We start from the raw sequence: 26,133 nt of genomic DNA, 5'->3' as shown, positions 1-26,133 counted from the left end.
CTAACCCTTTGTTGGAGCATGATCTTTTCCAAAAACCGGTACCCACTTTTTGGGATCATGCCTAGCCGCAGCACCCACATTCAAGGAATACGATCGTGGAAATCCTCTTCGTCCCTCTGGCGCTTGTCGCCGGTGGCCTGCTTGCGGTGCAAGCCGGCGCCAATGCCCAACTTTCAAAGGCGGTCGGCTCACCCTTTGCCGCGACCACGCTTCAGCTCGCGGTCGGCGCCATCGTGCTGTTGTCGATCACGGCCCTCACCGGAACGACACCGGCCCTGCTTGCCGTTTGGCAAGCCGAATGGTGGCATGCGATCGGCGGCATGGCTTCGGCCTTCTACGTCGTTTCGACCATTCTTCTGTTCCCTCGCCTTGGCGCCGTCGTGTCCGTCGGGCTCTTCATCGCTGGGCAGATGCTTGCATCCTTCGCCCTCGACACGTTCGGCTGGCTCGGGATCCCCGAAGCCGGACTGCGAGCCGGGCCTGCCTTCGGCATGCTCGTCTTGCTTGCCGGGGCTGCCCTCATCGTTCTGGGACAGAAGGGCGCGGCCGACAATACCGCATCCTCAAGACCAGGGTGGATCGGACTGGCGCTGCTGGCAGGCGCCGTGCTTCCGGTGCAAGGCGCTGTAAACGCCTTGCTTCGGCACGACCTTGGCGGCGCGCCGTTTGCGGTCGGCACCATCTCGTTCCTGGTGGCGATGCTGGCCATGGCCGCGGTGCTTCTGATCGCGCTTGCCCTGACGAAGACGCCCCGCCCTCGCCTCGCCGGCCTGTCGTCGATGCCCTGGTGGGGCTGGCTCGGAGGTTTTGCCGGCGCCACCTATGTCACGACCGTGTTCACCGCCATCCCCGTCATCGGAGCGGCAGCTGCCGTCAGCCTGACGGTGGCCGGCCAGCAGGTCGCCGGCATCTTCGTCGACACCTTCGGCTGGTTCCGCCTGCCGCAGCGGCTTGTCTCCGGCATGCGGCTCGCCGGCGTCGTGCTGCTTTTGGCCGGCTGCATCATCATCAAGGCGCTTTGATCCCGCTGGAACAAGGCAAGCCGAATCAAGCCAGCCCCTGCCCTCCCTGATTTGGGGGGTCAGGTGTCGCTCCGGCGTCACCAACGAAGCAAGGTCCGGGCGCCGCAGAAGCAATTTTTCGCTCCTTCCACAACCGGCTCTAGAATTTCGATCGCAAATCACGCATGATGCACTTGGTATTTTCCCGGGACGGCTTCGCGCCCCCTGAAATACCGGGAGGAACGGGACATGCCCATAGTGGTTGTACTCGTTTTGATCGTCGTGGGCTCGGTGTTGTTCCACTTCCTGAGCCCATGGTGGTGGACTCCGATTGCCTCGAATTGGGACTATATCGACAACACCATCATCATCACCTTTTGGATTACCGGCGTCGTCTTCGCCGCAGTCGTCCTATTCATGGCCTATTGCGTTTTCCGCTTCCGTCACCGCGAAGGCAACCAGGCGGCCTACGAACCGGAGAACAAGCGGCTCGAATGGTGGCTGACGATCGTCACCGGAGTGGGTGTTACCGCCATGCTGGTTCCCGGCCTGTTTGTCTGGAGCCGGTTCGTCAACGTTCCAAGCGACGCAACCGTGGTCGAAGTCGTCGGCCAGCAATGGCAGTGGAGCTTCCGCTTGCCCGGCAAGGACGGCAAACTCGGCACATCCGACACCCGCGACGTCACCGCTGAAAATCCGCTGGGCGTGATCGCCAAGGATCCCAGCGGCCAGGACGACGTCGTGGTCGAAGCGGCCGACCTGCATCTGCCGGTCGGCAAGGCGGTCAAGATGCTGCTGCGCTCGATCGATGTGTTGCACGATTTCTACGTTCCGGAATTCCGCGCCAAGATGGACATGATACCGGGCTCGGTCACCTATTTCTGGTTCACCCCCACCAAGACCGGGACCTTCCAGGTTCTGTGCGCCGAACTGTGCGGCCAGGGGCACCCGATGATGCATGGCATCGTCATGGTCGATACCGAGCAGGACTATGTGGCCTGGCTCGACCAGCAGCAGACGTTCGCGCAGTTGTCGGCGCCGCAGCAGACGGGCTCGGTGGAACAGGCGCCGGGCAACGCGACGGCGTCAGCTCTAGAAGTTGCGGCAAAACTCGAAACTGTCGGGTCCCGCTGAAGGGCACGGAGGTGCTCCGCCTATGGTCGATATCACGCCTGCAGATGCCGTCCCGCCCGCCGAAGTCGCGGAAATGGAGCTTTACCATCCGCACAGCTGGTGGACGAAGTATGTCTTCTCGCAGGACGCCAAGGTCATCGCCATCCAGTATTCGGCGACCGCAACGGCCATCGGCCTGGTCGCGCTGGTGCTGTCCTGGCTGATGCGGCTGCAGCTCGGCTTCCCCGGCACGTTCGATTTCATCACCCCCGAGGCCTACTACCAGTTCATCACCATGCACGGCATGATCATGGTGATCTACCTGCTCACGGCACTCTTCCTCGGCGGCTTCGGCAACTACCTGATCCCGCTGATGGTCGGCGCCCGCGACATGGTCTTTCCCTATGTCAACATGCTGAGCTACTGGATCTACCTCCTTGCCGTGCTGGTGCTGGTGTCGAGCTTCTTTGCGCCCGGCGGACCGACCGGCGCCGGCTGGACGCTCTATCCGCCGCAAGCCATCATGACCGGCACACCTGGCGGCCAGGAATGGGGCATCATCCTGATGCTCGTCTCGCTGATCCTGTTCATCATCGGCTTCACCATGGGCGGTCTGAACTATGTCGTGACGGTGCTGCAGGCCCGCACGCGCGGCATGACGATGATGCGCCTGCCGCTGACCGTCTGGGGCATCTTCACCGCCACCGTCATGGCGCTGCTCGCCTTTCCGGCGCTGTTCGTCGCCTGCGTGATGATGCTGCTTGACCGCGCGCTTGGAACCTCCTTTTTCATGCCCGCGGTCGTCGAGATGGGGGAACAGCTACAGCACAATGGCGGCAGCCCGATCCTGTTCCAGCATCTGTTCTGGTTCTTCGGCCACCCGGAAGTGTACATCGTGGCGCTGCCGGCCTTCGGCATCGTCTCCGATCTGATCAGCACGCATGCGCGCAAGAACATTTTTGGCTACCGGATGATGGTCTGGGCCATCGTTGGCATCGGCGCGCTGAGCTTCGTGGTCTGGGCGCACCACATGTATGTCAGCGGCATGCACCCCTATTTCGGCTTCTTCTTCGCCACCACGACACTGATCATCGCCATCCCGACGGCGATCAAGGTCTACAATTGGGTGCTGACGCTGTGGCGGGGCGACATCCATCTCACCATACCGATGCTGTTTGCCATGGCTTTCATCGTCACCTTCGTCAATGGCGGGTTGACCGGGCTGTTTCTCGGCAACGTCGTCGTCGACGTCCCGCTGTCGGACACGATGTTCGTCGTCGCTCACTTCCATATGGTCATGGGTGTTGCTCCGATCGTCGTCATCTTCGGCGCGATCTACCACTGGTACCCGAAGGTCACCGGCCGGATGCTGAACGAGACGCTCGGCCGGTTCCATTTCTGGGTCACATTTCTCGGCGCCTACCTGATCTTCTTTCCCATGCATTACATCGGCCTGATGGGCGTGCCGCGGCGCTATGCCGAACTGACCGACGTGACGGTCATGACGGAGTCGGCGCATCACCTGAACTCGTTCATCAGCATCATGGCGTTTATCGTCGGCTTCGCCCAGATCGTTTTCCTGTTCAATCTTATCTGGAGCATCCGCCATGGGCGCGAGGCCGGTGGCAATCCATGGCGAGCCACGACACTCGAATGGCAAACGCCGCAGACGCCACCGGCGCATGGCAATTTCGGCAAGGATCTGCCGATCGTCTATCGCTGGGCCTATGACTACAGCGTGCCCGGCGCCAAGGAGGACTTCATTCCGCAAAACATGCCGGGCACGTTCGGCCCCTCCAGGGAGCCGGCATGAGCGTCATCCTGGTCTTCCTTCTCGTGATCGCCGGCTTTGCCGGCTGGTGGCTCTCGCATCAGCGGCTGATGGCGAAACCATGGCTCGAGCAAGGTGTGGCAGGAGATTTTGTCGCCTTCGACCGATCGAGCCTGCCGACCGCCAAGATCGGCCTCGGTGTCTTCCTCGCCGTGGTCGGCTGCCTGTTTGCGCTGTTCACCAGCGCCTACTTCATGCGTATGGCGCTGTCGGACTGGCAGCCGCTGCCCATCCCACGCCTGCTCTGGCTCAACACCGGCATGCTGGTGCTGAGCAGCATCGCGCTGCAATGCGCCTCGATCGCGGCGCGCAAGCGCCAGATGGACACGGTCAGGCTAGGCCTTGCCGCGGCTGGGCTCACCGCGATCGCCTTCCTCATCGGGCAGCTCATGGCATGGCGGGACCTGACCGCCGATGGTTATTTTCTGGCCTCCAATCCGGCCAACAGTTTTTTCTACCTGATAACCGGGATGCACGGCCTGCATATCGTGGGAGGGCTGGTGGGCCTGAGCAGGACAACCGCCGGCGCCTGGAACGGTGCACGCCCGGAACGGCTTCGCCTCAGCGTCGAATTATGCGCCATGTACTGGCATTTCCTGCTTTTCGTCTGGCTCGCCATCTTCGCTCTTTTGGCCGGCTGGGCCGTGACGTTCATCGATATTTGCCGGCAGTTGCTGACCTAGGAGGTCGAGGAGCATGGCAGAAACCACACTGACGCATACCGGCCAAACGGAGACGCGGCCCGCAGGCTGGCAAGGCATCGCCGCCGACTGGTCCTCGGATCAGCGCGCGTTCAAGAACGTGTCCTGGGGCAAGGCCATGATGTGGATCTTCCTGCTCAGCGACACCTTCATCTTCGGCTGCTTCCTGCTCTCCTACATGACAGCGCGCGTTTCCACGCGCGTGCCGTGGCCCAATCCGAGCGAGGTCTTTGCGCTTCGCATCGGCGGTTCGGACATTCCACTGATCCTGATTGCCATCATGACCTTCGTGCTGATATCGAGCAGCGGAACGATGGCCATGGCGGTCAATTTCGGCTATCGCCGCGACCGCCGCAAAACCGCAATCCTCATGCTTCTGACGGCAGCGCTAGGAGCCACCTTCGTCGGCATGCAAGCCTTCGAATGGACCAAGCTGATCACCGAAGGGGTACGGCCGTGGGGCAATCCCTGGGGCGCGGCACAATTCGGCTCGACTTTCTTCATGATCACCGGCTTCCACGGCACGCATGTGACGATCGGGGTGATCTTCCTCATCATCGTGGCGCGAAAGGTCTGGCGTGGAGACTACGACGTCGGTCGCCCCGGCTTCTTCACCAGCCGCAGGGGTCGCTACGAGAACGTCGAAATCATGGGGCTCTACTGGCATTTCGTCGACCTGGTCTGGGTGTTCATTTTCGCATTCTTCTATCTTTGGTGAGAGGCTGACATGGCTGAAGCAACCGCAAACGGCCTCGGGCAACACGCGCTGCACTCTGATCATGCGCATGAAGGGTCATCGACCGGCGTCGCGGAGATTCATCAGGAACATCCGATCAAGCTCTATCTGGTGGTCTGGGCGTGGCTGTTCATCCTTAGCGCCTGCTCCTACATGGTCGATTATCTCGGCATCCACGGCTATCTCAGATGGTCTCTGATCCTGATCTTCATGATCCTCAAGGCCGGGCTGATCGTCGCCGTGTTCATGCACATGGCCTGGGAGCGGCTGGCGCTTACCTATGCGATCATCCTGCCGCCGCTTCTGATACTGGTGTTCGTGGCGATGATGCTCTTCGAAGCGGACTACACGCTTCTCACCCGGTTGTCTTTCTTCGGACCGGGGCCCTGACGCACAGTCTTCATCTCCGGTCAAAGACCGGAGATGAAGCTTCCCATCAGCTGATCTGCAGGGTCAGAGGCCTACCCGCGTCGGGGACGATGGCGGCTCCACAACCTTGCGGTAGACATGCCAGGTGGCGTGACCCAGGATCGGCAGCACGACCGCCAGCCCGGCAAACACCGGCAGCGAGCCTATGATCAGGGCGACGGCGACAATCAGTCCCCAGACAGCCATGGGGATCGGGTTCGCCAGCACCGCTCGCACCGACGTGTGGATGGCTTCGTAGGCGCCGACGTCGCGGTCGAGCAGCAATGGGAAGGCGACAACCGTCGTGCACAACACCACCGCGGCGAAGACGAAGCCGATGGCGTGCCCCAGGACAATCAGAGACCAGCCGCGTCCGGTGGCAAATATTTCATTGATGAAGCCCGAAATCGATGCAGGCGGAGCCGGGCCGAAGAGATATTCGTAGAACACCTGCGCCGCCAAAAGCCAGGCGATGAAGATTGCAACCAGCATGATCCCGACTGCGGCGATGGCTGGCAGGGCCGGAGAATTCCTGACCTCGAAAGCGTGCGTCCAGGAGGTGTCGAGCCCGGCTTCTCGTCTGCGGCTGATCTCATAGAGGCCGATCGCCGCGAATGGACCGATCAGCGCAAAGCCGGACACCAGCGGAAACAACATCGGCAACGCATTGGCGCCCGAAGTCCAGGCAGCGAGCACCACGCCGACAAGCGGATAGATCAGGCAGAGAAAGACGATGTGCGACGGTTTGACCATAAAATCGTCAACACCGCGCTTGAGCGCATCGAAAAGATCGGAAACACTGATTTTTCGGATTTTGGTGTGTTCCAGCGTTTCGCTGGCGCCTGCAATCACGTGAAAACTTGTCATGCCCGTTCCTCCAGACCAGGTCCGGCAAGGTCGCGGTTTCACGGTGCTGCCGTTCTGCATGACTGGCCACGCGAACCGCGACCTGCACCGCAATCAATATACTCCATTGACTGGAGCTTGTCGCCCGTTCTTACAAAAGGCTCCCGGAAGGCGAGGTTTCCGAACACAGCGTCATGCCGTCACCCTCCGGCTGACATGAACGCGCGTATCGCTATGGTGTCGGCAAGCAGCACGGCAAAGATCGCGAAAAGATAGAAGATCGAATAGGCAAACAGCGCCTTGGCCGGCTTCATCTCCTTGTCGAGGATGACCAGGGCGTTCCAGGCATGCCAGATGAAACCCGCGCCCAATGCAGCCGAAACAATCCCATAGACCCCGCTCGTAAATCCGAACGCCCAGGGCAGCACTCCGATCGGTGCCAGGAGCAGTGAATAGGCGAAGATCTGCCTTCTGGTCGAGGCCTGGCCGGCCACGTTCGGCATCATCGGGATGCCGGCAGCGGCATAGTCGCCGGCCTTGAACAGTGCGAGCGCCCAGAAATGCGGCGGCGTCCACAGGAAAATGATCAGGAACAGGATGAGGCTTTCAATGCCGATGGCGCCGGTGGCCGCCGCCCAGCCGATCATCGGAGGAAGGGCACCCGCCGCGCCGCCGATGACGATGTTCTGCGGTGTCGAGCGCTTCAGCCACATCGTATAGATGACGACGTAGAAAAAGATGGTGAAGGCCAGCAGTGACGCGGCAAGCCAGCCCACCAGCACGCCGAGCGTCATGACCGAAAGTGCGGAAAGCACCAGGCCGAAGCCGAGCGCTTCGCCGGCCGTGACGCGGCCCGACGGAACCGGCCGCTTTGACGTGCGCGACATCAGCGCGTCGATGTCGGCGTCGTACCACATGTTGAGCGCGCCGGCCGCTCCCGCTCCAACCGCAATCGCACCTATGGCGATCACGGCGATGACCGGGTTCATCGCGCCGGGCGCCACCATCAGACCGACGAAGGCGGTAAAGACGGCAAGGGCCATGACCCGAGGCTTCAAGAGCGCAAAGAAATCACTGGCCGTCGCTTCCGAGAGGCGGACGCCGGTATCCTTAACGCTTTCCTTGACCGACATTTGAGACGACCATCGATGGAAACCGGGCAGCCTAGAGCAATTCCAGAAAGAGCGTATGCGGTTTTCCGTCCGGAATTGCGTAAGAACAAAGAGATCGAGCGGATCGCCGTTTCCGTGAGACGGTGAAACGCTCTGGCCGGCCGACGAGCCAGGTTACGGGGAAAATTGCTTCAGATAGGCGATGACGTTGGCGACGTCCTCGTCCTTCTTGAGACCGGGAAACGCCATCTTCGTCCCTTTGACCATTGCCTTGGGGTCGTGAAGATACGTCGTCAGTGTCGGTTCATCCCATTTGACGCCGGATGTGCCGGCCGCGATCATGGCTTCGGAATATTTGAAATCCGGATGCGTGCCGGCCGTCCGGCCGATAACGCCATGCAACGAAGGGCCTATCTTGTTGGTGTCTTGGTCTGCGACGTGGCAGACCTTGCATTTGGTGAAGACCTTCTCGCCCGCCGCGGCGTCCTGTGCCCGCGATGGATTGGCGATGAAAGTTGCAACGGAAACGACGGCGAAAAACGCAACCAAGCGCATGGCATTCCTCCCTGATCGTCAAATTTTCCTCAGACGGTCTGCACATGCCGGTAGCACCAGCATGCGCCCTGCACGGCAGAATAGATTCTCCGCTCCTCCCCAGATGGAATTGCGGCACTTGTGTACCACAGAATCTGGCCGGTAGGTAGAACAGGTCGACCGTACAAAGGTTCAGGTGGGCTGCGGTGGCTCAAGGCACATCCGCCACAACGAAAAAGGCCGCCTCGAGGGCGGCCTTTTCTGATCTTGTCGTCAGGCGCTATTCGGCGTCCTTGGCGGCCTTCTTCTTCGGGGCTGCCTTCTTCTTCGGCTCTTCCGCGTCGTCGGCCTTTTCAGCCTTGTCGGCCTTCTTGGCAGCGGCCTTCTTCGCCGGCTTGGCCTTGGCTGTATCGCCCTCTTCGTCGTCAGCCATCAGCTCTTCCTTGCTGACCTTGACGTCGGTGACCGAGATCTGGCTGAGCAGATGGTCGACGACCTTCTCCTCGAACATCGGCGCGCGCAACGTGTTCAGGGCTTCCGGATTGCTGCGATAGAACTCGAAGGCTTCCTGCTGCTGGTTGGCCGGGTAGCGGCGCACCTGCTCGAACAGGCCGCGCTGCAGTTCCTCGTCGGAAACGGTGACGCCGGCCTTCTCGCCGATCTCGGCCAAAACCAGGCCGAGACGCACGCGGCGCTCGGCAAGCCGCAGATATTCGGCGCGTGCCTCTTCTTCCGTCGTCTCCTCGTCGGCGAAGGTACGGCCGGCGGCTTCGAGATCGCGGTTGACCTGGGTCCAGATGTTGTTGAACTCGGCATCGACGAGCTTCGACGGCGCCTCGAACGAATAGGCCGCGTCAAGCTGGTCGAGCAGCTGGCGCTTGACCTTCTGGCGGGTCATCGAACCGAACTGGTTCTCGATCTGGCCGCGCACCACGTCGCGCAGGCGCTCCAGCGATTCCAAGCCGAGGTTCTTGGCCATCTCGTCGTTGATTTCCAGCGCGCCGGGCTTGGACACTTCCTTGACGGTGACGTCGAAGGTGGCTTCCTTGCCGGCCAGATGCGCTGCCTGGTAGTTTTCCGGGAAAGTGACGGTGACCTGCTTCTCGTCGCCGGCCTTGGCGCCGATCAGTTGGTCCTCGAAGCCCGGAATGAATTCCTTGGACCCCAGAACCAGCGGCTGGTCGGTGCCGGCGCCGCCGGAAAAGGCCTCGCCGTCGATCTTGCCGACATAGTCGATCGAAACGCGATCGCCTTCGGCGGCCTTGCCGGTCTTCGGCTCGAAGCTTCGCGCCGATTCGGCAACGCGCTGGACCTGCTCGTCGATCTCGCTGTCCGGCACTTCGAATACCTGGCGCGTCACCTTGATGTCGGAGAAATCCTTGATCTCGATCGCCGGGATGACCTCGTAGTTGAGGCGGAATTCGAAGTCGGCGCCGCCGGCCAGGATCTTCTCGGCCTCTTTCTCGTCTTCCGTCATGATCACTTCAGGCTGCATGGCGGCCTTTTCGCCGCGCCCCGTGATGATCGAACGGGTCGAATCGTTGAGGATTTCGTTGACCACTTCGGCCATGAACGACTTGCCGTAGACCTTGCGCAAATGCTGCACAGGCACCTTGCCGGGACGGAAGCCGTTGATGCGGACCTTGTTCCTGGCGTCGGACAGCCGCGCCATCAGCTTGGCTTCCATATCACCGGCCGGCACGGTGATCTTGATCTCGCGCTTGAGACCGGAGTTGAGCGTTTCGGTGACCTGCATCGTAAAACCTTTATCTTCACCAAAGAGGCTGCCACGGCGTCTTGCCGTTCACAGCCTGCCGGTACAATCTTGCCGGGAATGGCTTTTGGTACGGAACCTGGCGATTTGACCGAAATTACGGCTCAAATTGTTCCAAACTGCGTTCCAAGATGTGAATAAGTTCTTGTTTTTCCTACTTCTTATCACATTCTGCAGAAGCGGATCGGCGCGTCCCGTCACATTTGACACGCCTTTTGTCACAGGCGAGGCCAATTTTCAACCATCTTCGCGTTGCAGCGAATGACCGCCCCAACGGCAGACATTTTCGCCCCGACATTGACAGAATGATGGCTACATGGGATTGCCGACAAATGCGGATGTGGCGGAACTGGTAGACGCCCTGGATTTAGGTTCCAGTGCCGAAAGGCGTGGGGGTTCGAGTCCCTTCATCCGCACCACCCTTCGCTCTATCGAGCTTCGGGTGGCAGGCCACCCAGGAGCTTGATAAAGCGAAGGGTGTCCTCCGAAGCCGTGGCGTAGGAGGACTGGCGGCGACGGCCTACACTTCAAACACTTGACCGGTAAACCACTCCGCCAATTTCGCCAGCTCCGGCCCCAGCACCCGGTCGGCGTCGACCGGGGGCACGATCTTCCTGATATCCGCGACAAAATCCTGCAATGCCGGCGGCGCGGCGCGTTCAGTCACGTACAGGGCCTGCGAGGCGATCATGGCCAGCATCGCCATTGCCGCATCGAGGCAGCGGCCGGCCGTCGCTTCCTTGGTCCAGGCGAAGAATGCGGTGGTGGCGACGTCGTCCTGGCCGGCGCCGGCCGATTCGGTGCCCGGAATGAAGGTGCGCTGCGCCGCGAGTTTGGCCTGTTCGAGATAGCCGGTGATCGCCATCGGCACATAGCCGACATTGCCGTGCCCGTCGCTGTCGGCCCAATGCCGCCCGGTCATCAACAGGTCGGGCAGCAGCGACACCTTGCCGTTCAGCAGCTTTGAGGCGTGGCGGTCGCAGAGCAGGCAGAGATCGGCCCAGATCGCCGCCAGATCGTCGAGCGCCGGCGTCGCCATGGCATTGTGATAGCCGCCGGTCGAGATGCAGCGCCCCAGCGGGTGCGCCGCGTCGGGCGGGATATAGACTGGATTGTCCGAGATCGAGGCCAGCGATACGGTCGCCGCCTGCTCGGCGACGGCCAGCGCCCGATGCGCATGGCCGAGCACACGCGGCACGATGCGGTAGCTGACCGGCGCCTGATAATTGCGCCGTCCATCCCCTGCGCCGACCAGAAACTGCCGCAACCCTTGCAAGGCGGCCGCTTCGTGTTCGTCGCCCCAGAGCCCGTCGAGCGCTGCATCATAATGCTCGAGCGGCGCACGAAACGCTTCGATCGACAGCGCGAACACCTTGTGCGCCATGGCGAGGCGACGACGCGCGGCAAGTGCTGCGTCCGCCACCAGTGCCGCCGCGCAGGGCGAGCCGTTGATCAGCGAACCGCGCTCCTTCACCTCAAGCTCAAGGCTGGCGGTAAGCGCAGCAAACAGCGGATAGAGCGCCAGGATCTCGCCGGCGCCACCCTGCCCTTGCGACGGCACCACCGGCATCGGGCCGCCGTCGAGCATCGCCGCGACCGCCCGTGCGATGCGCGGCGTGGTCGCGGCATTGCCTTCGATAAAGTTGGTCAGCCGCGCCAACACGATCGCCCTTACGACGCGCTCAGGCAATGGCTCACCGAACGATGTGGCGGCAGCAAAAGCCTTGATGCGCGCATGGCGGTCGCGCTCGTCAAGTTCGAGCTTGCGGCTTGCCAGCTCGCCCATCGCGGTGGTGACGCCGTAGATGACCGGCGGCGGATCGGACTCAATGAGTTTCAGGAACGAGGCGCGGCATTCGGCAATGCGTTGCAAGGCCTTGTCGCCGATTTCGACCGTGTCGATTCTCCAGGCGACGCGCAAAACGGCATCGAGATTGATATCTTCGCGCGTCGTCACCGTAATCGGCATTGTCTTCGCCCGTCTGGTTTGCATGAGGGCGAAGCGATCGATCGTTGCCGAAGTCCATGCCCTGGGTAATGTCTTCTAGTAGAGCGGTTCCTCAAACAATGTCTTGTCGCCGTCCATCAACGCCTTGATCTGTGCCTGGCCACTGGCGGCGAGCGCGATGCGCACGCCGAATGGCCGCACCCGCATGTCGTTCTGGATCGCCATGCCCTGGCCCTCAGGTAGGTAGAAGCGGTCGATGCCGTATTGCGGTGCGATCGTGGATTCAGGATCAAGCGTCCAGCCCGGCGCGACCTGGCCGACAATATCGGCTTCGTCGGCGGTCGCCGGCGTCGGAGCCTTGCCGAACCAGGCCGTGGTCGCATGCCAATAGCCGTCGGCACCCGGCTTCAGCCGGACCACGATCGGCGTGTTCTCGCTCACGAGCTGGCCGGCCGGGATGTTGGCGATCAGCTTCACCGGCAAGCGCGATATTTCATAGCCGAGGATAATATAGTCGCCGCGCAGCAGATCGCGCGGATCGACCGGCTCGACTTTCAGCAAGACCTCCTTGCCGTTGCGCAGGATCGCCGCGCGGCCGGCGATGATCCAGCTCAGGAAGCCGATCTGGACGAGCGCCAGGACCAGCGCCGAGATGACAAGTTTCTTTCCCGACATCATGCTGCCGCTCCTTCCGGGGCCTTCATGCGTTTTTCCACACGGATGATGACGAGAGCCAGGATGCCGAACAGCACTGCGGCAGCCAGGAAGAAGCCGGCCGTGCCGAGCATCGTCTGCAAGGTCACGACATAGATAATGGCGAGCTCGAAGGCAAAGCCGGCATAGGCAACCCAGCGCAGCCCCCTGCTCTCGCGCCCGCCCAGCATGATCGCCGCGGCAATGCCGGCCAGTGCGATGACCGACGCAATGGCAAAGCCGTTGCTGAAGGCGTTGTCATCGCCCAGTTCGATCTGCATCATCGCCAGCCCGGTGAGAAAGCCGATCAAGGCGTGCAAAGGCAACCCCCCGCCGAGCTGCAAGATCCGGTCGGCCGGCCCAGCGGCGAAGATCGAAACCGCAAACAGCAGCGCCGACACCACGACGAGAGGAATAGCCAGGGCGAGCGTGTTCTGGTCCAGGCCGCGCACCGCGATATAGAAAATGACCGAGAGAATGATCAGGTGGCGTGCCGGCTGGCTGCGCGTCCACAACGAGACGACAAAAAGCACCGGCGCCATGATAACGAAGAAATCCGGAAATACGGGGCGGTCATAAAAGTCGAACGCGCGCACGAACAGCCAGGCAACGGATATGCCGACGGCAGCGACCGTCAGCGGGTTCGAGCGCAACGCCACCGCGGCTAATGCCGTGCCGATGCCCCAGGTGACGATGGCCGAGGCTTCGTCACCCGTGAGATGGTACATCTGGCCGATCAGCGCGATCGATCCGCCGAAGGCCGCGGCGGCCACGATCCACAGCGCCTCGCCGATCGCCGCATGGTCGCGCATCTTCAACACCGCGCCGCCGACATAGCCGGCGAGAATGACGGCAAACAGCGCCGCGACCCGCACCAGCCGCGGGATCGCGTCCCAGTTGGCGGCGACGAAGAGCAGGATCGCGGCGCCGAACAGCAGCGCTGCCATCATAGCCAATATAGTGCCGAAGCTCAGCGATTTGCGCTCGTTTGCGTCGATGTCGCACTTAAGCGCATCGGCCGTCTTGGCGTCGATCAGGCCGGCCTGCAGCCACCGCCCGATATCGGCCCTCGCCCGTGACGAATAACTCGCCATGCCGCTTCTCCCCCAGCTTGGTCTTTCTGACAGCCGATCCGCCCAAATCGTTGACGCAACGTCATTTTCCGATTCGGGTTTCTTCATGACGAAGCCGTGAACGCGCGTTAATGTTGCATTGCACAATTTGCATTGCTGCCATGCGCCAACAGCACTTTTAAATCGATATTACCCAGCCTATTTACTGTTCGTACACAAACGGAATGATCCGAAGAAAGACGAAACGAGCACTACCATGAACCTGATCCGCAACTACCGCAACTGGCGCCGCTACCGGGACACCGTCTCCGAGCTGAGCCGCCTGTCGAACCGTGAACTGACCGACCTCGGCATCAGCCGCAGCGACATCCACTACGTCGCCCGCAAGGCGGTCTAATCCTCTTCGGATCGCAAATGATCCGAACCAGTTTTGAAAAAGAGAACGACAATGAACCTGATCCGCAACTATCGTAACTGGCGCGTTTACCGCGACACCGTTACCGAGCTGGGTCGCCTTTCGAACCGTCAGCTCCATGATCTCGGCATCGTCCGTGACGAGATCAAGATCATCGCCCGCAGGGCTACGATCTAGCCAGAATTTCGCCAGGGTCGACCTCCTCCCCGACCCTGACGGATACGGTCAGCCTTCACCTCCTCCCGAGGGTTGACCACCAAAACGGCGCCCGCCGCACCTCCTCCCGCGGCGGGCGCTGTTTCCAAAGCGAACGCAGTTCGTCTTTCCGAAGCGAACGCTAGTTCGTCTTCAAAGTGAACGCAGTTCGTCTTCCAGGGATTTCGCCTCCCTCGATCCGGCGAAAAGAATTTCGTCAAAGCCGACCTCCTCCCCGGCGATGGCGAATACGGCCGATCCCCACCTCCTCCCGAGGATCGGCCCCAAAAACGACACCCGCCGCACCTCCTCCCGCGGCGGGTGTTGTTGTTTTTGGGCAGGCTTTTCAATTGCGCATGCAGTCGATCGAGGCGCTTTACGCCGCCATCAGACCGTCGCTGCGGACATAAGAAAGTCGAGCTCCGTCGTTGCACGACAATGACCCACGCTCGCACCGGCCAATTGCAAACGGCGCGCCAAGCGATTATTCCGGCGCTCATGAGCAAAAATCCAATCCATATCGTCGGCGGCGGCCTCGCCGGCTCCGAAGCCGCATGGCAGGCAGCGCAAGCCGGTGTTCCCGTCATTTTGCATGAGATGCGCCCGGTGCGCGGCACCGATGCGCATAAGACCGATGGCCTGGCCGAGCTCGTCTGCTCCAACTCCTTCCGCTCCGACGATGCCGAAAACAACGCGGTCGGCCTGCTGCACGCCGAAATGCGGCTGGCCGGCTCGCTGATCATGAGTGCCGGCGACGCCAACCAGGTGCCGGCAGGCGGCGCGCTGGCCGTCGATCGCGACGGTTTCTCCGACGCGGTGACGAAAAAGCTTGAAGCGCACCCGCTGATCACCATCGAGCGCGAGGAAGTGCCGGGCCTGCCGCCGGCGGAGTGGGACCAGGCGATCATCGCCACGGGACCGCTGACCGCGCCGTCGCTCGCCCAGTCGATCGCCGAGGCAACCGGCGCCGACGCGCTGGCCTTCTTCGACGCCATCGCCCCGATCATCCATTTCGACACGATCGACATGGACACCTGCTGGTTCCAGTCGCGCTACGACAAGGTTGGGCCCGGCGGCACCGGCAAGGACTACATCAATTGCCCGATGGACAAGGACCAGTATCTCGCCTTCGTACAGGCGCTGGTCGACGGCCAGAAGACCGAATTCAAGCAGTGGGAAGGCACGCCCTATTTCGACGGCTGCCTGCCGATCGAAATCATGGCCGAGCGCGGCGTTGAGACGCTGCGCTACGGGCCGATGAAGCCGATGGGGCTGACCAATGCCCACAATCCGACGGTAAAAGCCTATGCCGTGGTGCAGCTGCGCCAGGACAATGCGCTGGGAACGCTCTACAACATGGTCGGTTTCCAGACCAAGCTGAAGCACGCCGAGCAGGTGCGCGTCTTCCGCACCATTCCGGGCCTGGAAAACGCCGAGTTCGCCCGTCTCGGCGGCCTGCACCGCAACACCTACATCAATTCGCCGACCTTGCTCGACGCCTCGCTGCAGCTGAAGTCGCGGCCGGGCCTGCGCTTTGCCGGCCAGATCACCGGCTGCGAGGGCTATGTCGAGAGCGCGGCGATCGGCCTGCTCGCCGGCCGCTTCGCCGCCGCCGAGCGGCTCGGCCACGCGCCATCGCTGCCACCGCTCACCACCGCCTTCGGCGCCTTGCTCAACCACATCACCGGCGGCCACATCGTTTCCGACGACGAGCCGGGCAAACGCTCGTTCCAGCCGATGAACGTCAATTTCGGCCTGTTCCCGCCGGTGGAAGCACCGAAGACCGAAGGCAAACGCCTGCGCGGCAAGGACAAGACGGTGGCCAAGCGCCACGCGATCACCTCACGCGCGCGGGCAGATTGTCGGGAGTGGCTAGGGCTGCCGGCGCAAACATCGGAAGCTGCTGAATAGCCAAGTCTCAGAGTCCTAACGCGATTGACGTTTACGTTAACTCGCTGGCCAACCCCGCGTTGCGCGCCTGAGCAACAGCCAATGCCGGCGCAGAGCCGAAAGCCGGGCTGCGCCACCAAGCGGAGAGCGGCCATTGGCCATCTTGCCGAGATAGGCGCTGGTCAGCGCCAGCGGCAGGAACGCCGGACGCAGCGTTTCCGGAAGTGCGGACGCCCCTTGCTCGAAAGCGCGGAGATGCTCCTGCGCCAATGCAATCATCGCAGCCACCGCGCGCTGAGCGCCGGGGCCGCCGTCGCCGCTGACGAACTCCTCCGGCGATGAGCCTACCGCGGCAAGGATATCCGCCGGCACGAAGCATTGCCCGCGCCGGCGATGCAGCGGCAACAGCAGCAACAGGCCGGTCATCGCCTGGGCGCAGCCGGCCCTGCCCGCCAGTTCGGCAAAGGGCGGCGCCTGATTGGGATCGAGCACCATCGCCGCCAGCTGGATCAGCGCGGCCGCCGTCTCGCCGCAATATCCCTCGAGATCGGTGCGCGACGGCATCGGATCGTCATAGAGGTCGAAGATGCGGGCCTCGAGCATGTTGTCGAAGGCAGTTTTGGGCAGGCCATGGGCAGAAATCGTCGCCTTCAGCGCATCGGCGAGCGGGTTGCCTGTGGCTGCGGCTTCAGCAGCGATGACATCGCGCCACCATTGCAGCCTCACTTCGCCCGGCAATGCCTCGTGGATGCGGTCTCGGACAGACGCAATCTCGGCATTGAAGGCGTAAAGCGAAAACAGCGCCGCGCGCTTGTTGGCCGGTGCATAGAGTGCGCTGACATAGCGGTCATGGTCGCCGGCGCGCACCGTCTCCATGACGATGTCAGCTGTATCGGTCACGTCAGTCGACGGCGATCAGCGCCGCGGCCACGGCGCGGTCTTCGGCAAGCAGAACATTGTAGGTCCGCACCGCTGCCCCCGTCGACATCGGGTCGGAGCCAATGCCAGCCGCTTTCAGCGCCGCCCGAAGTGCTGTCGGCAAGGGCCGCAAATCCTTGCCTGTGCCGACCAGCAGGATCTCGACCTTGCCGGCCTCAGCCAGCAGCAGGTCGAAATCCGCCGCCGTCAGGGCCAGCGGATCGGCCGGCTCCCAGCCATGGATGCCGGAGGGCAGGCAAAGAAGCGAGCCGCGATGCGACATGTCGGCGAAGCGGAAGCCGCCATTGCCGTAGGCTTCGATCGGCGCCCGTCCGGGGAAATGCGCCTCGCGGATGACGATGCCTTTTGCCACCAGCGCAGCCGTCAGGTCGCCATGGCCTTGCCGCCACCAACCGGCTTCTCCTCATCGGCGCTCGCTCCCTGCGGCCTGAGCCTGAACAGGATCAGCAAGGGCGCTGCGATGAAGATCGACGAATAGGTGCCGAAGACGACGCCGAACAGCATCGCCATGGTGAACGAGCGGATCACCTCGCCGCCGAACAACACGAGCGCCAGCAGCGCCAGGATGGTCGTCACCGAAGTCAGCGTCGTTCTCGACAGCGTCTCGTTGATGGCGTTGTTCAACAATTGTGGGAGCGGCATTCGTTTGTATTTTCGCAAATCTTCTCGAACACGGTCATAGACGACGATCGTGTCGTTGAGCGAATAGCCGATAATGGTCAGGATCGCCGCCAGCGAAGACTGGTTGAACTCGAGCCCGGTGATGACGAAGAAGCCCAGCGTCATCACCACATCGTGCACCGTCGCCACGATTGCGCCGACCGCGAACTGCCATTCGAAGCGGAACCAGACATAGACCAGGATGCCGATCAGCGCGATGATCATCGCAATCGTGCCTTGCTTGGCCAGTTCGCCCGAAACGGTGGGACCCACCACCTCGACGCGGCGGAAATCGTAATTGTCCTGCAGCTCGCCGCGCACCTTGTCGATGACGGTCTGCTCGGCGTTCTCACCGCCATCCTGGGTGCCAACGCGGATCAGCACGTCATTCGGCGCGCCGAATTGCTGGACCTGCACTTCACCGATATTGAGCTCCGACAGCCGGCTTCTGATATCGCCAATATCGGCGTCGCCTTGCTTGGACTGCACCTCGATGATCGAGCCGCCCTTGAAGTCGATGCCGTAGTTGATGTCGATGGTCAGGAATCCGATAACCGACGCGATCGACAGCAGGCTGGACAGTGCGAACGTCCAGCGGCGGATGCCCATGAACGGGATTTTCGTGCCGGCCGGAACGAAGGTCACCGGCGCACGCGGCAATTCCTTCGGACGCGCACGGCGCAGCCAGATCGACACCAGCAGACGGGTGAAGGTGAAGGCGGTGAACACCGTGGTCAAAATGCCGATGGCATAGGTGATGGCGAAGCCCTTGACCGGTCCGGTGCCGAGATAGAACAGCACGACCGTGGCAATCAGCGACGTCACGTTGGAATCCACGATGGTCGCCAACGCCTTGGTGAAGCCTGTGTCGATCGACTGGATGACCGAACGGCCGGCCCGTCGCTCCTCTCGGATACGCTCATAGATCAGCACGTTGGAATCGACCGCCATGCCGATGGTCAGCACGATACCGGCAATGCCGGGCAAGGTCAGTGTCGCGCCAAGCAGCGACAAGACCCCGACGATCATCGCCACGTGCACGGCGAGCGCAATGTTGGCGAGGAAGCCGAGAAGTCCGTAGGCGACGAACATGAAGGCGACGACGAGAATGGAGCCGATGATGCCGGCGACCTTGCCGGCATGGATCGAATCCTGGCCGAGGCCCGGGCCGACGGTGCGTTCTTCGATCACGGTCAGCTTTGCCGGCAGCGCGCCGGCGCGCAGCAGCACGGCGAGGTCGTTGGCGCTTTCGGCGGTGAAATTGCCTGAGATCTGGCCGCTGCCGCCGAGGATCGGTTCGCGGATCACCGGCGCCGAAATCACCTGATTGTCGAGGATGATGGCGAACGGCTTGCCGACATTCTGCTGCGTCGCCTGGCCGAATCGTGTCGCACCGCGCGAGTTGAAGACGAACGAAACCACCGGCTCGTTGTTTCGGGAATCATAGGTTGCCGTCGCCTTGGCAAGATCTTCACCGGACACGATGACGCGATTTTCCACCAGATACGGAACCGGCGGATCGTCCTGCGAATAAAGCACCGAGGAGCCTGCCGGCGGGCGGCCGTTCAGCGCATCCTGCACCGACATCGAGGTATCGACCATCTGGAAGGTCATCTTGGCGGTCTGGCCGATGATCTCCTTCAGCCTTTGCGGATCCTGCAGGCCCGGCACCTGGACGAGTACACGGTCGTCGCCCTGCCGCTGCACGATCGGCTCGGTGGTGCCGAGTTCGTTGACGCGACGCTCGACGACTTCGATCGACTGCGCCAATGCGGCCGAGGTGCGGTATTTGATGCCGGCGTCGGTGACGGTGAATTTGAGCAGCCCGGCTTCGGAATCATCCAGGGACATCTCCTGGATGGAGCCACCGGTGAACAGGCCGGCGGCGACCGGATCGGTCAGCGGCTTAAGCGCCGCCTTGGCGGCATCGATCTGGGTTGGATCGGTGATGCGCACTTGTACGGTCCTGCCGGTGCCGCCAAGGCCGGTATAGCCCACCTTGGCATCGCGCAGCAGCGTGCGGATCTCGTCGCGCGTCGTTTCCAGCTGCGCCTTGACCAGGTCGTTCTGGTCCATCTGCAAGAGGATGTGCGAACCGCCCTGCAGATCGAGACCAAGCGTCATCTGCCGCTTCGGCACCCAGTTGGGCAATTGCGCCAATGTGCTGGCCGGGAAGAGATTTGGCGCGGCAAGGATGAATGTGACGGCCACGGCGATCCAGATCAGGATCATCTTCAGGCGCGAAAAATACAGCATATGGCGTTGTCCGTCAGGGCGTACTGGCGGATCGTTCCGCCGACAATTCGGTTATTTCTTGGCGTTCTTATTTGCCACCGGCTCGCCCTTAACCCGCACTTCGCCGATTGTCGAGCGCGCTGAGGTCAATTTGGCGCTGCCGCCGGCAGCGGTTTCGGCGTCAATCGCCTCTGTCGGTTCCATTCTAATTCTGATCACCGCCGGGCGCTATCGTGCGCTACTCGACTATTTTCAATTGTGCAGGCATCGGTCCGGAACGCAAAAGCAAGGCCAGATCATCGGCGTTCTCCTTTGTAAGGTTGCCCGATATCTGGCCGCGGCCGTTAAGAATTGGCTCGCGGACGACTGGCACCGAAAGCACTTGGTTGTCGAGGATCATCGCAAATAGCTTGCCGACATTCTGCGAGGTCGCCTGCGCAACGCGTGCCGTTGCCCTGGAATCGAAGGTGAACGAAACCGCCGGCTCATTTGTGACGGAGTTGGGAGTCGCCTGAGCATTGACAATGTCGTCACTGGAAACGATCGTTCGGCTCTCAACCAGATAGGGAACCGGTGGATCGTCCTTCGAATAAACCACCACCGAGCCAGCGGGCGTCCGGCCATTGATCGCATCAGCGACCGGCATCGACTCATCAACCCACTGAAAAGTCAGCATTCCGGTTCGGGTGAGAATTCTCCTCAGCCTTTGCAAATCCGCAACGCCCGAGGTCCGGACCAGCATACCGTCTTCGCCCTCTGGCCGCACTACTGGGTCGGCTACACCAAGATCACGCAGGCGATTCTTAATGACCACGATCGACTGCGCAAGCGCGATCGACATCCGATACTTGATACCTGTGTCTGTTACCGTGAACTTGAGCAACGCTGCTCCGGTATCATCCAGGATCACTTCCTGGACCGGACCAGCGCTGCCAAGGACAGGATCAGTCACCGCCTCCAATGCCATCTTGGCCGCGCCGACCTGAGCGGCGTCGGTGATATGCACCTGAACGGCCCGACCCGACTTAGCAAGACCAGTATAGCCGATCCTTGCATCGCGCAGCAGCGTCCTGATTTCGTCACGCGTCGCCTCCAACCGGCGATCGATCACATCGGTCGCGTCCAATCGAAGCAGCACGTCCGCGCCGGCAGCGTGAAGACTGGGCGCGTCGACGAGCATTGTGGCCATAGCAAGCCAGATCAGGATCATTTTCAGGCGCGAAAAATGGACCATACGCCGTCTTTTGTCAGAGCTCTGCCCGCGGATCGCTCCGCTTGGGAAACTGGCTTACTTCTTGGCGTTCTGGTTGGCCACCGGCTCGCCCTTGACCCGAACATCGGCGATCGTCGAGCGCAGCGCCGTCACCTTGGTGCCGCCGCCAAGGTCGATCTCAAGCTCATTGTCGTCGATCACCTTGGTCACCTTGCCGACGAAGCCGCCGCCGGTGATGACCGTGTCGCCACGGCGCACGGCCGAGATCATCTCCTGGCGCTTCTTCAACTGGGCGCGCTGCGGCCGGATGATGAGGAAATACATGATCACGAAGATCAGAACGAACGGGAGTATCATGCCGATATCCCCGAACGGACCAAGCGGAGTTCCGGTAGCTTGGGCGTATGCCGGTGTGACGAACATCAAGAACTCCTGGTTATGAAGAAGGCCGTAGGGCGGCCTCGCCAAATTTGGCCGGAATATAGTGGGTAAAGTTACCAATGCAACTGCGCGGCCGGGCTTTCAGCTGCTTTTCCGGCCGGTTGACCCGTGTTAGAGCATGCTCCCGGAATACGGGCGTGGTTTTCGCAAAAGATCATGCCCAAACAAAAGCTTGGAACCAGTTTCTATCTCGCCCGGATCAAGACGATTTCGGCCCCTACGCACGTTCGTGCGGAAACATAAAAGACGAGACATGACCGACAGCACCATCGAGGCCCTGAACCAAAAGCTCGACCGCCTGATCGAGGCGGTCACCCGCCTCGCCCCGCCGCCGGTGCCGCAAACCGATCTTGCGGTTGCCGATTGCTTCGTCTGGCAGGCCGACCCCGGCTATCTCGAGCCGGTGCGCAAGGTCAACCGCGTCGACATCGGCCTGATCCGCGGCGTCGACCGCGTGCGCGACATTCTGGTCGAAAACACGGAACGCTTCGCCGCCGGCCATGCCGCCAACAATGTGTTGTTGTGGGGTGCGCGCGGCATGGGCAAATCCTCGCTGGTCAAGGCCGTGCATGCGCAGATCAACGCCCAGGCCAAATCCGACCTGCCGCTCAAGCTGATCGAGATCCATCGCGAGGATATCGACACGCTGCCCAGGCTGATGGGCCTGCTGAAGGCGGCGCCGTTTCGCTTCATCCTGTTTTGCGACGACCTCTCCTTCGACCATGACGACACCTCCTACAAGTCGCTGAAGGCAGCCCTTGAAGGCGGCGTCGAGGGCCGCCCGGCCAATGTCATCTTCTACGCCACGTCGAACCGCCGGCACCTGTTGCCGCGCGACATGATCGACAATGAGCGCTCGACCGCCATCAACCCGTCCGAGGCGGTCGAGGAAAAGGTTTCGCTGTCCGACCGTTTCGGCCTGTGGCTCGGCTTCCACAAATGTTCGCAGGACGAATATCTCGACATGGTCAACAGCTATGCCAGCCATCACGGGCTCACTATCGACCCGGAGCAGCTGCGCGCCGAGGCGCTGGAATGGGCAACGACGCGCGGCAGCCGCTCGGGCCGCGTCGCCTGGCAGTTCACCCAGGATCTGGCCGGCCGGCTCGGCAAGCCGCTGAACGACTGATTGATTTCCGTCAGGTCACTGAAAAAGCCCGCCCCTTGCGGAGCGGGCTGAGCCGGCGGGCCGGACTGGAGGTCAGACGGCCTGCAAAACGTTTATTGTTCTATTCGAGATAGCCAGAGGGGTCGACCGGGGCCGAGTTCTTGCGCACTTCGAAGTGCAGTTTCGGCGAGTCGGTGGTCCCGCTCATGCCCGACAGCGCGATTTCCTGGCCGCGCTTGACCTTCTGGCCGCGCTGCACCTCGATCGACCTGGCGTGACCATAGACGGTGACCAGCCCGTTTTCGTGGCGCACCAGAACCGTATTGCCGAATTCCTTGAGGCCGTCGCCGGCATAGATGACCACGCCGTTTTCGGCCGCCTTGACCGGCGTCCCCTCAGGCACGGCGATGTCGACACCATCCTTGCCGCCACCAAAATTGGAGATGACGCGGCCACGCACCGGCCAACGCATCTTGCCGATGCCGGTGGCATCGGGCGCAACAGCATCGTCGTCCTCGGCCTGCTGGATAACCTTGGCGTCCTTCTTCGGCGGCGTGTAGGTGGCGAGTGTCTCCGTCGGCTTTGCCGCCGGTTGGGTGGTCGCGGTCGTCACCGGATCAACTTTGGCCGGCTTGGCGCTGGCGACCGTTGCGGTGCCACCTGCCGGAACCTTCAGCGTCTGGCCGATCTTGAGCAGGCCGTCCTGCATGCCGTTCGCCTGCTTCAGCGCCACGACGCCAACGCCGGTCTTCCTGGCGATGGAGGACATGGTGTCGCCCGACTGGACCGTGTAGGTGCCCGCGCCGGCCTTTGGCGCGGCCGAGGCCGTCTGCGCCGGCTTGTCGGTCTTCGGCTTGTTCGCTGCCGAAGCGTCAACCTGCGCGGCGGACTTGCCGTCCTTGAGTTTCGGCTGCTGCGGCAGCACGGCGACCTTTTCCGGCGCTGGCGCCTTGGGGCTGTTTGCCGGCTTGCCGTCGGCAAGTTTCGGCTCTGCCCCCTTGCTTGAATAGGCATAGGCCGGGATGACCAGTTTCTGACCGGTCTTCAGCCCCTTGGTGGCGCTCAAGCCGTTGACCTTCATGATCACGTCGGCGGGCACATGATAGCGATGAGCGATGCCGGAAATGGTCTCGCCGTCGCTGACCACGATCTCGGTCGCATGCGGCGTACCAGCCGCAACTGGTTTCGGATCGGAGTCACCGGCATTCTTGAACGGCCTCGCCGGCTGGACGGTGCCGGTAGTCGTTCTGTCGACATGCGGTGCCGGTGCAAGCGCCGGCGCGGAAGCGGTACGCATCGGAGCAGCTTTGGGCGCGCTCGGCGGCGGCAGCTGCTGGACGGTGACCGGCTCCAGGCTGGAGCGGCTGACCGACTGGTTATGGCTGCCATCGACAGGTGCCGCAGCGATCGGCTCGGCCGCCACATCGCCCGGATAGGGCTGAGCGGTGCTCTGCTTGTCGATGATGGCGCGCTGATTGTTGGTCGAGGAGGTGAAGACGTCGTCGACACCGTTGAACCGCGAGACTTGGGAGCTACACCCCGCCGCCACTCCGGCTAGCATGAGGACAGCGCAGCCCCGCGACAGAGTACGCCCGTTTGCCTTCAAAACACTGAATTGCATCGCACTAACCCGCACAGACCCGGTACACACTGGTCATGATTAAAGCGCGTTAATGTTACTGGCGGGTTAACCCCATAGAATCAGACGCAAATTTTCTTAAAACATTTTCGAACGCGCCATCGTCAGCGTACCTGCTGCCCTGGGCCTATCGGAGGTAGCTTTGGTGTCACGCGGAGTGATCCGGAAAATTCAAAGGTAAAGAGCGAGTATCGTCGACTTTGAAGCCATCTGTGGGGATACTCAAAACTTCGCCCCGTGCCATTCGGTATCGAGCTGTCACGCCTTACCAGGGATCCTCACATGGACAAAGCGACGACCATCATTGGAATAGACTGCAGCCCACGCGCGTCCAGTAACTCAGGGCGGATGCTCGGCGAGGTTCTTCGCTCGCTTGAGAGAGATCGGCGGGTGAAGGTCGTGGAACAGGTGCGTCTGGCCGATGAGCGTATCGACTGTCTCGGGTGCGAGCAGTGTTATCAAACGTTCGGATATCACAGCGACGGGATCGATCGTGTTCTGTCACTCATGAAAGAGTCGGACGTGATTCTGATCGCTACTCCCACCTGCTTCGGAATGCCGCCGGCCCTGGGCGTCGTCTTGCTCGACAGATCGGATCCCCTGTGGCGCGACGGACAACAGCTCAAAGGAAAACTCGGAGCGATCATCGTCAACGGTGCCAGCGATCCCGCGGACGATCCGAGTGTGCGCCTATGCGCGGACAACATGATCAAGTTTTTCGAACAGCACGAGATGCCCTGCGTTCAGCCGGTCCATCTGGGGGGAACGCTCGCGTATCCCGACCAACGGTTTCCGGACCCGCTCCCCGTCGGGACGACAGGCGATCTGGAGCAATTGGCTGACGAGATCCGGCAATGGGTCGGGAGCCGGTGATACGGCACATCTCTTGCCAAGGCCGTGGGCTTGGAACAGCGGCTATTCATCAACGATCGGCTTCGGCTTACCCTCGAAGCACGTGACAGGCAGAATTCAAATAACCGCCGCGACGCTGCGCATGATCGGTTGCAGGCGCACGGTTCCGATATCCTCGCGCTCGAAGCGGCTGCCGACCTTGGTCAGCTTGGCCAGCACCTGCTCGCCCTCCTCCGGCCCGATCGGCGCGATGACGATGCCGCCGCTCGACAGCTGATCGAGCAGGAAGCGCGGCAGGCTGTCGAAAGCCGCCCAGGCGACGATGCGGTCGAACGGCGCCTCGTTGGCAAGCCCGTTGGAACCGTCGGCCTGGCGCACGACGACATTGCCGATGCCGAGCGCCTCGAAGCGTTGCCTCGCCTGTTCGGCTAGCGTCTTGTAGCGGTCGACGGAGACGATGCGCGCCGCCAGTCGCGACATCACCGCTGCCGTATAGCCCGAGCCGGTGCCGATCTCGAGCACCCGGTTTCCGGGCTCTAGTGCCAACGATGCGATCACCGCCGCCTGCAGATCGGCGCCCTCGATCGCCTCGCCGCATTCGATCGGCAGCATGCCGTCCGACCAGGCGATGGAATGAAACTGGCCGTTGAGGAAGCCGCGGCGCGGCGTCGCCTCGAACGCCGCGATAAGCGCCTTGGGCACCGCGCCGCCGCGGCCACGCAGGCGCAGCAGGAAAGCGGCAAAACCCTCGCGGTCGTCGAGCGGCATGTTCATGC

25 protein-coding genes and 1 tRNA gene are annotated in these 26,133 nt (G+C 62.0%); 12 read left to right on the top strand and 14 right to left on the bottom strand.

Annotation, left to right across the window (positions count from 1 at the left end; translation table 11 throughout):
- The first annotated feature begins 95 nt into the window (after nucleotides 1-95).
- The 6 genes from NLY42_RS19405 (at nucleotide 96) to NLY42_RS19380 (ending at nucleotide 5,772) form a co-directional block, all read left to right on the top strand.
- A complete protein-coding gene (locus NLY42_RS19405) occupies nucleotides 96-1,022 on the top strand; it encodes a DMT family transporter (protein WP_023753353.1) in 927 nt (308 codons plus the stop codon).
- Between the two features lie 228 nt (nucleotides 1,023-1,250).
- Nucleotides 1,251-2,135 carry a cytochrome c oxidase subunit II gene (locus NLY42_RS19400; protein WP_023753354.1) on the top strand — a complete coding sequence of 295 codons (885 nt, stop codon included), beginning with the start codon at nucleotides 1,251-1,253 and terminating at the stop codon, nucleotides 2,133-2,135.
- A gap of 22 nt (nucleotides 2,136-2,157) precedes the next feature.
- On the top strand, nucleotides 2,158-3,927 hold the full coding sequence (gene ctaD / locus NLY42_RS19395; protein WP_023681631.1) for a cytochrome c oxidase subunit I: 1,770 nt from the start codon (nucleotides 2,158-2,160) through the stop codon (nucleotides 3,925-3,927).
- Entirely contained in the window at nucleotides 3,924-4,628 is a 705-nt protein-coding gene (locus tag NLY42_RS19390; protein WP_023753355.1) for a cytochrome c oxidase subunit 3, read from the top strand. Before ctaD ends, NLY42_RS19390 begins: the two co-directional genes overlap by 4 nt.
- Nucleotides 4,629-4,641: 13 nt before the next feature.
- The gene (locus tag NLY42_RS19385; RefSeq protein WP_023667664.1) at nucleotides 4,642-5,364 is read left to right on the top strand and encodes a heme-copper oxidase subunit III family protein; all 723 of its coding nucleotides are present in this window, start codon (nucleotides 4,642-4,644) and stop codon (nucleotides 5,362-5,364) included.
- Between the two features lie 9 nt (nucleotides 5,365-5,373).
- A complete protein-coding gene (locus NLY42_RS19380) occupies nucleotides 5,374-5,772 on the top strand; it encodes a cytochrome C oxidase subunit IV family protein (RefSeq protein ID WP_023681633.1) in 399 nt (132 codons plus the stop codon).
- A gap of 63 nt (nucleotides 5,773-5,835) precedes the next feature.
- Here the strand turns inward: NLY42_RS19380 and NLY42_RS19375 are convergent, their stop codons facing one another.
- The 4 genes from NLY42_RS19375 to tig form a co-directional block, all read right to left on the bottom strand.
- Complete coding sequence (locus tag NLY42_RS19375; RefSeq protein WP_023691119.1) at nucleotides 5,836-6,657, bottom strand: DUF2189 domain-containing protein; 822 nt, start codon at nucleotides 6,655-6,657, stop codon at nucleotides 5,836-5,838.
- Between the two features lie 179 nt (nucleotides 6,658-6,836).
- On the bottom strand, nucleotides 6,837-7,769 hold the full coding sequence (locus tag NLY42_RS19370) for a heme o synthase (protein ID WP_023753356.1): 933 nt from the start codon (nucleotides 7,767-7,769) through the stop codon (nucleotides 6,837-6,839).
- A 153-nt stretch (nucleotides 7,770-7,922) separates the two neighbouring features.
- Nucleotides 7,923-8,303: a c-type cytochrome gene (locus NLY42_RS19365; RefSeq protein ID WP_023667668.1), complete on the bottom strand. Its 381-nt coding sequence runs from the start codon at nucleotides 8,301-8,303 to the stop codon at nucleotides 7,923-7,925.
- Between the two features lie 259 nt (nucleotides 8,304-8,562).
- Nucleotides 8,563-10,038, bottom strand: coding sequence for a trigger factor (tig, locus tag NLY42_RS19360; protein ID WP_023681635.1), 1,476 nt, complete (start codon nucleotides 10,036-10,038; stop codon nucleotides 8,563-8,565).
- 352 nt (nucleotides 10,039-10,390) lie between these two features.
- On the opposite strand from tig, the gene NLY42_RS19355 reads away from it, so the two are divergent.
- Nucleotides 10,391-10,475, top strand: a tRNA-Leu gene (locus NLY42_RS19355).
- A 101-nt stretch (nucleotides 10,476-10,576) separates the two neighbouring features.
- Here the strand turns inward: NLY42_RS19355 and NLY42_RS19350 are convergent.
- The 3 genes from NLY42_RS19350 to NLY42_RS19340 all read right to left on the bottom strand — a co-directional run bounded on the left by NLY42_RS19350 (nucleotide 10,577) and on the right by NLY42_RS19340 (nucleotide 13,791).
- Entirely contained in the window at nucleotides 10,577-12,025 is a 1,449-nt protein-coding gene (locus NLY42_RS19350) for an aromatic amino acid lyase (protein WP_023753357.1), read from the bottom strand.
- Nucleotides 12,026-12,100: 75 nt separating this feature from the next.
- Nucleotides 12,101-12,682: a GDYXXLXY domain-containing protein gene (locus NLY42_RS19345; protein WP_023697610.1), complete on the bottom strand. Its 582-nt coding sequence runs from the start codon at nucleotides 12,680-12,682 to the stop codon at nucleotides 12,101-12,103.
- Nucleotides 12,679-13,791: a DUF2157 domain-containing protein gene (locus NLY42_RS19340; protein WP_023753358.1), complete on the bottom strand. Its 1,113-nt coding sequence runs from the start codon at nucleotides 13,789-13,791 to the stop codon at nucleotides 12,679-12,681. The genes NLY42_RS19345 and NLY42_RS19340 overlap by 4 nt, the downstream gene beginning before the upstream one ends.
- Before the next feature lie 235 nt (nucleotides 13,792-14,026).
- Between NLY42_RS19340 and NLY42_RS19335 the strand changes: the two genes are divergently transcribed.
- The 3 genes from NLY42_RS19335 to trmFO all read left to right on the top strand — a co-directional run bounded on the left by NLY42_RS19335 (nucleotide 14,027) and on the right by trmFO (nucleotide 16,291).
- Nucleotides 14,027-14,167 (top strand): DUF1127 domain-containing protein, encoded by a 141-nt coding sequence (locus tag NLY42_RS19335; protein ID WP_006335194.1) that lies wholly within the window; start codon nucleotides 14,027-14,029, stop codon nucleotides 14,165-14,167.
- 51 nt (nucleotides 14,168-14,218) lie between these two features.
- Nucleotides 14,219-14,362 carry a DUF1127 domain-containing protein gene (locus NLY42_RS19330; protein WP_023667673.1) on the top strand — a complete coding sequence of 48 codons (144 nt, stop codon included), beginning with the start codon at nucleotides 14,219-14,221 and terminating at the stop codon, nucleotides 14,360-14,362.
- A gap of 516 nt (nucleotides 14,363-14,878) precedes the next feature.
- Entirely contained in the window at nucleotides 14,879-16,291 is a 1,413-nt protein-coding gene (trmFO, locus tag NLY42_RS19325) for a methylenetetrahydrofolate--tRNA-(uracil(54)-C(5))-methyltransferase (FADH(2)-oxidizing) TrmFO (RefSeq protein WP_023753359.1), read from the top strand.
- Between the two features lie 36 nt (nucleotides 16,292-16,327).
- Here the strand turns inward: trmFO and NLY42_RS19320 are convergent, their stop codons facing one another.
- The 5 genes from NLY42_RS19320 to yajC all read right to left on the bottom strand — a co-directional run bounded on the left by NLY42_RS19320 (nucleotide 16,328) and on the right by yajC (nucleotide 21,740).
- A complete protein-coding gene (locus NLY42_RS19320; protein ID WP_023753360.1) occupies nucleotides 16,328-17,146 on the bottom strand; it encodes a phytoene/squalene synthase family protein in 819 nt (272 codons plus the stop codon).
- A gap of 25 nt (nucleotides 17,147-17,171) precedes the next feature.
- Nucleotides 17,172-17,561, bottom strand: a complete 390-nt coding sequence (locus tag NLY42_RS19315; RefSeq protein ID WP_023688226.1) for an Mth938-like domain-containing protein — start codon at nucleotides 17,559-17,561, stop codon at nucleotides 17,172-17,174.
- Between the two features lie 11 nt (nucleotides 17,562-17,572).
- Nucleotides 17,573-20,125 carry a protein translocase subunit SecDF gene (gene secDF / locus NLY42_RS19310; RefSeq protein ID WP_023667677.1) on the bottom strand — a complete coding sequence of 851 codons (2,553 nt, stop codon included), beginning with the start codon at nucleotides 20,123-20,125 and terminating at the stop codon, nucleotides 17,573-17,575.
- A gap of 217 nt (nucleotides 20,126-20,342) precedes the next feature.
- The gene (locus tag NLY42_RS19305; RefSeq protein ID WP_023688225.1) at nucleotides 20,343-21,338 is read right to left on the bottom strand and encodes a SecDF P1 head subdomain-containing protein; all 996 of its coding nucleotides are present in this window, start codon (nucleotides 21,336-21,338) and stop codon (nucleotides 20,343-20,345) included.
- Between the two features lie 54 nt (nucleotides 21,339-21,392).
- Nucleotides 21,393-21,740, bottom strand: a complete 348-nt coding sequence (gene yajC / locus NLY42_RS19300) for a preprotein translocase subunit YajC (RefSeq protein ID WP_023667680.1) — start codon at nucleotides 21,738-21,740, stop codon at nucleotides 21,393-21,395.
- Between the two features lie 271 nt (nucleotides 21,741-22,011).
- Between yajC and NLY42_RS19295 the strand changes: the two genes are divergently transcribed.
- A complete protein-coding gene (locus NLY42_RS19295; protein ID WP_023688224.1) occupies nucleotides 22,012-22,887 on the top strand; it encodes an ATP-binding protein in 876 nt (291 codons plus the stop codon).
- Nucleotides 22,888-22,987: 100 nt separating this feature from the next.
- Here NLY42_RS19295 and NLY42_RS19290 read toward each other — a convergent pair whose 3' ends face one another.
- The gene (locus NLY42_RS19290; protein ID WP_023753361.1) at nucleotides 22,988-24,487 is read right to left on the bottom strand and encodes a peptidoglycan DD-metalloendopeptidase family protein; all 1,500 of its coding nucleotides are present in this window, start codon (nucleotides 24,485-24,487) and stop codon (nucleotides 22,988-22,990) included.
- Nucleotides 24,488-24,787: 300 nt separating this feature from the next.
- On the opposite strand from NLY42_RS19290, the gene NLY42_RS19285 reads away from it, so the two are divergent.
- Entirely contained in the window at nucleotides 24,788-25,378 is a 591-nt protein-coding gene (locus tag NLY42_RS19285; RefSeq protein ID WP_023753362.1) for a flavodoxin family protein, read from the top strand.
- Nucleotides 25,379-25,474: 96 nt separating this feature from the next.
- Here the strand turns inward: NLY42_RS19285 and NLY42_RS19280 are convergent, their stop codons facing one another.
- Nucleotides 25,475-26,131, bottom strand: a complete 657-nt coding sequence (locus tag NLY42_RS19280) for a protein-L-isoaspartate(D-aspartate) O-methyltransferase (protein ID WP_023753363.1) — start codon at nucleotides 26,129-26,131, stop codon at nucleotides 25,475-25,477.
- Nucleotides 26,132-26,133 lie beyond the last annotated feature (2 nt).

The organism is Mesorhizobium sp. C372A (genome assembly GCF_030323245.1).
GTDB lineage: Bacteria > Pseudomonadota > Alphaproteobacteria > Rhizobiales > Rhizobiaceae > Mesorhizobium.
The sequence above is the reverse complement of the archived record's forward strand: the minus strand, read 5'-3'. Positions and strand labels throughout refer to the sequence as shown.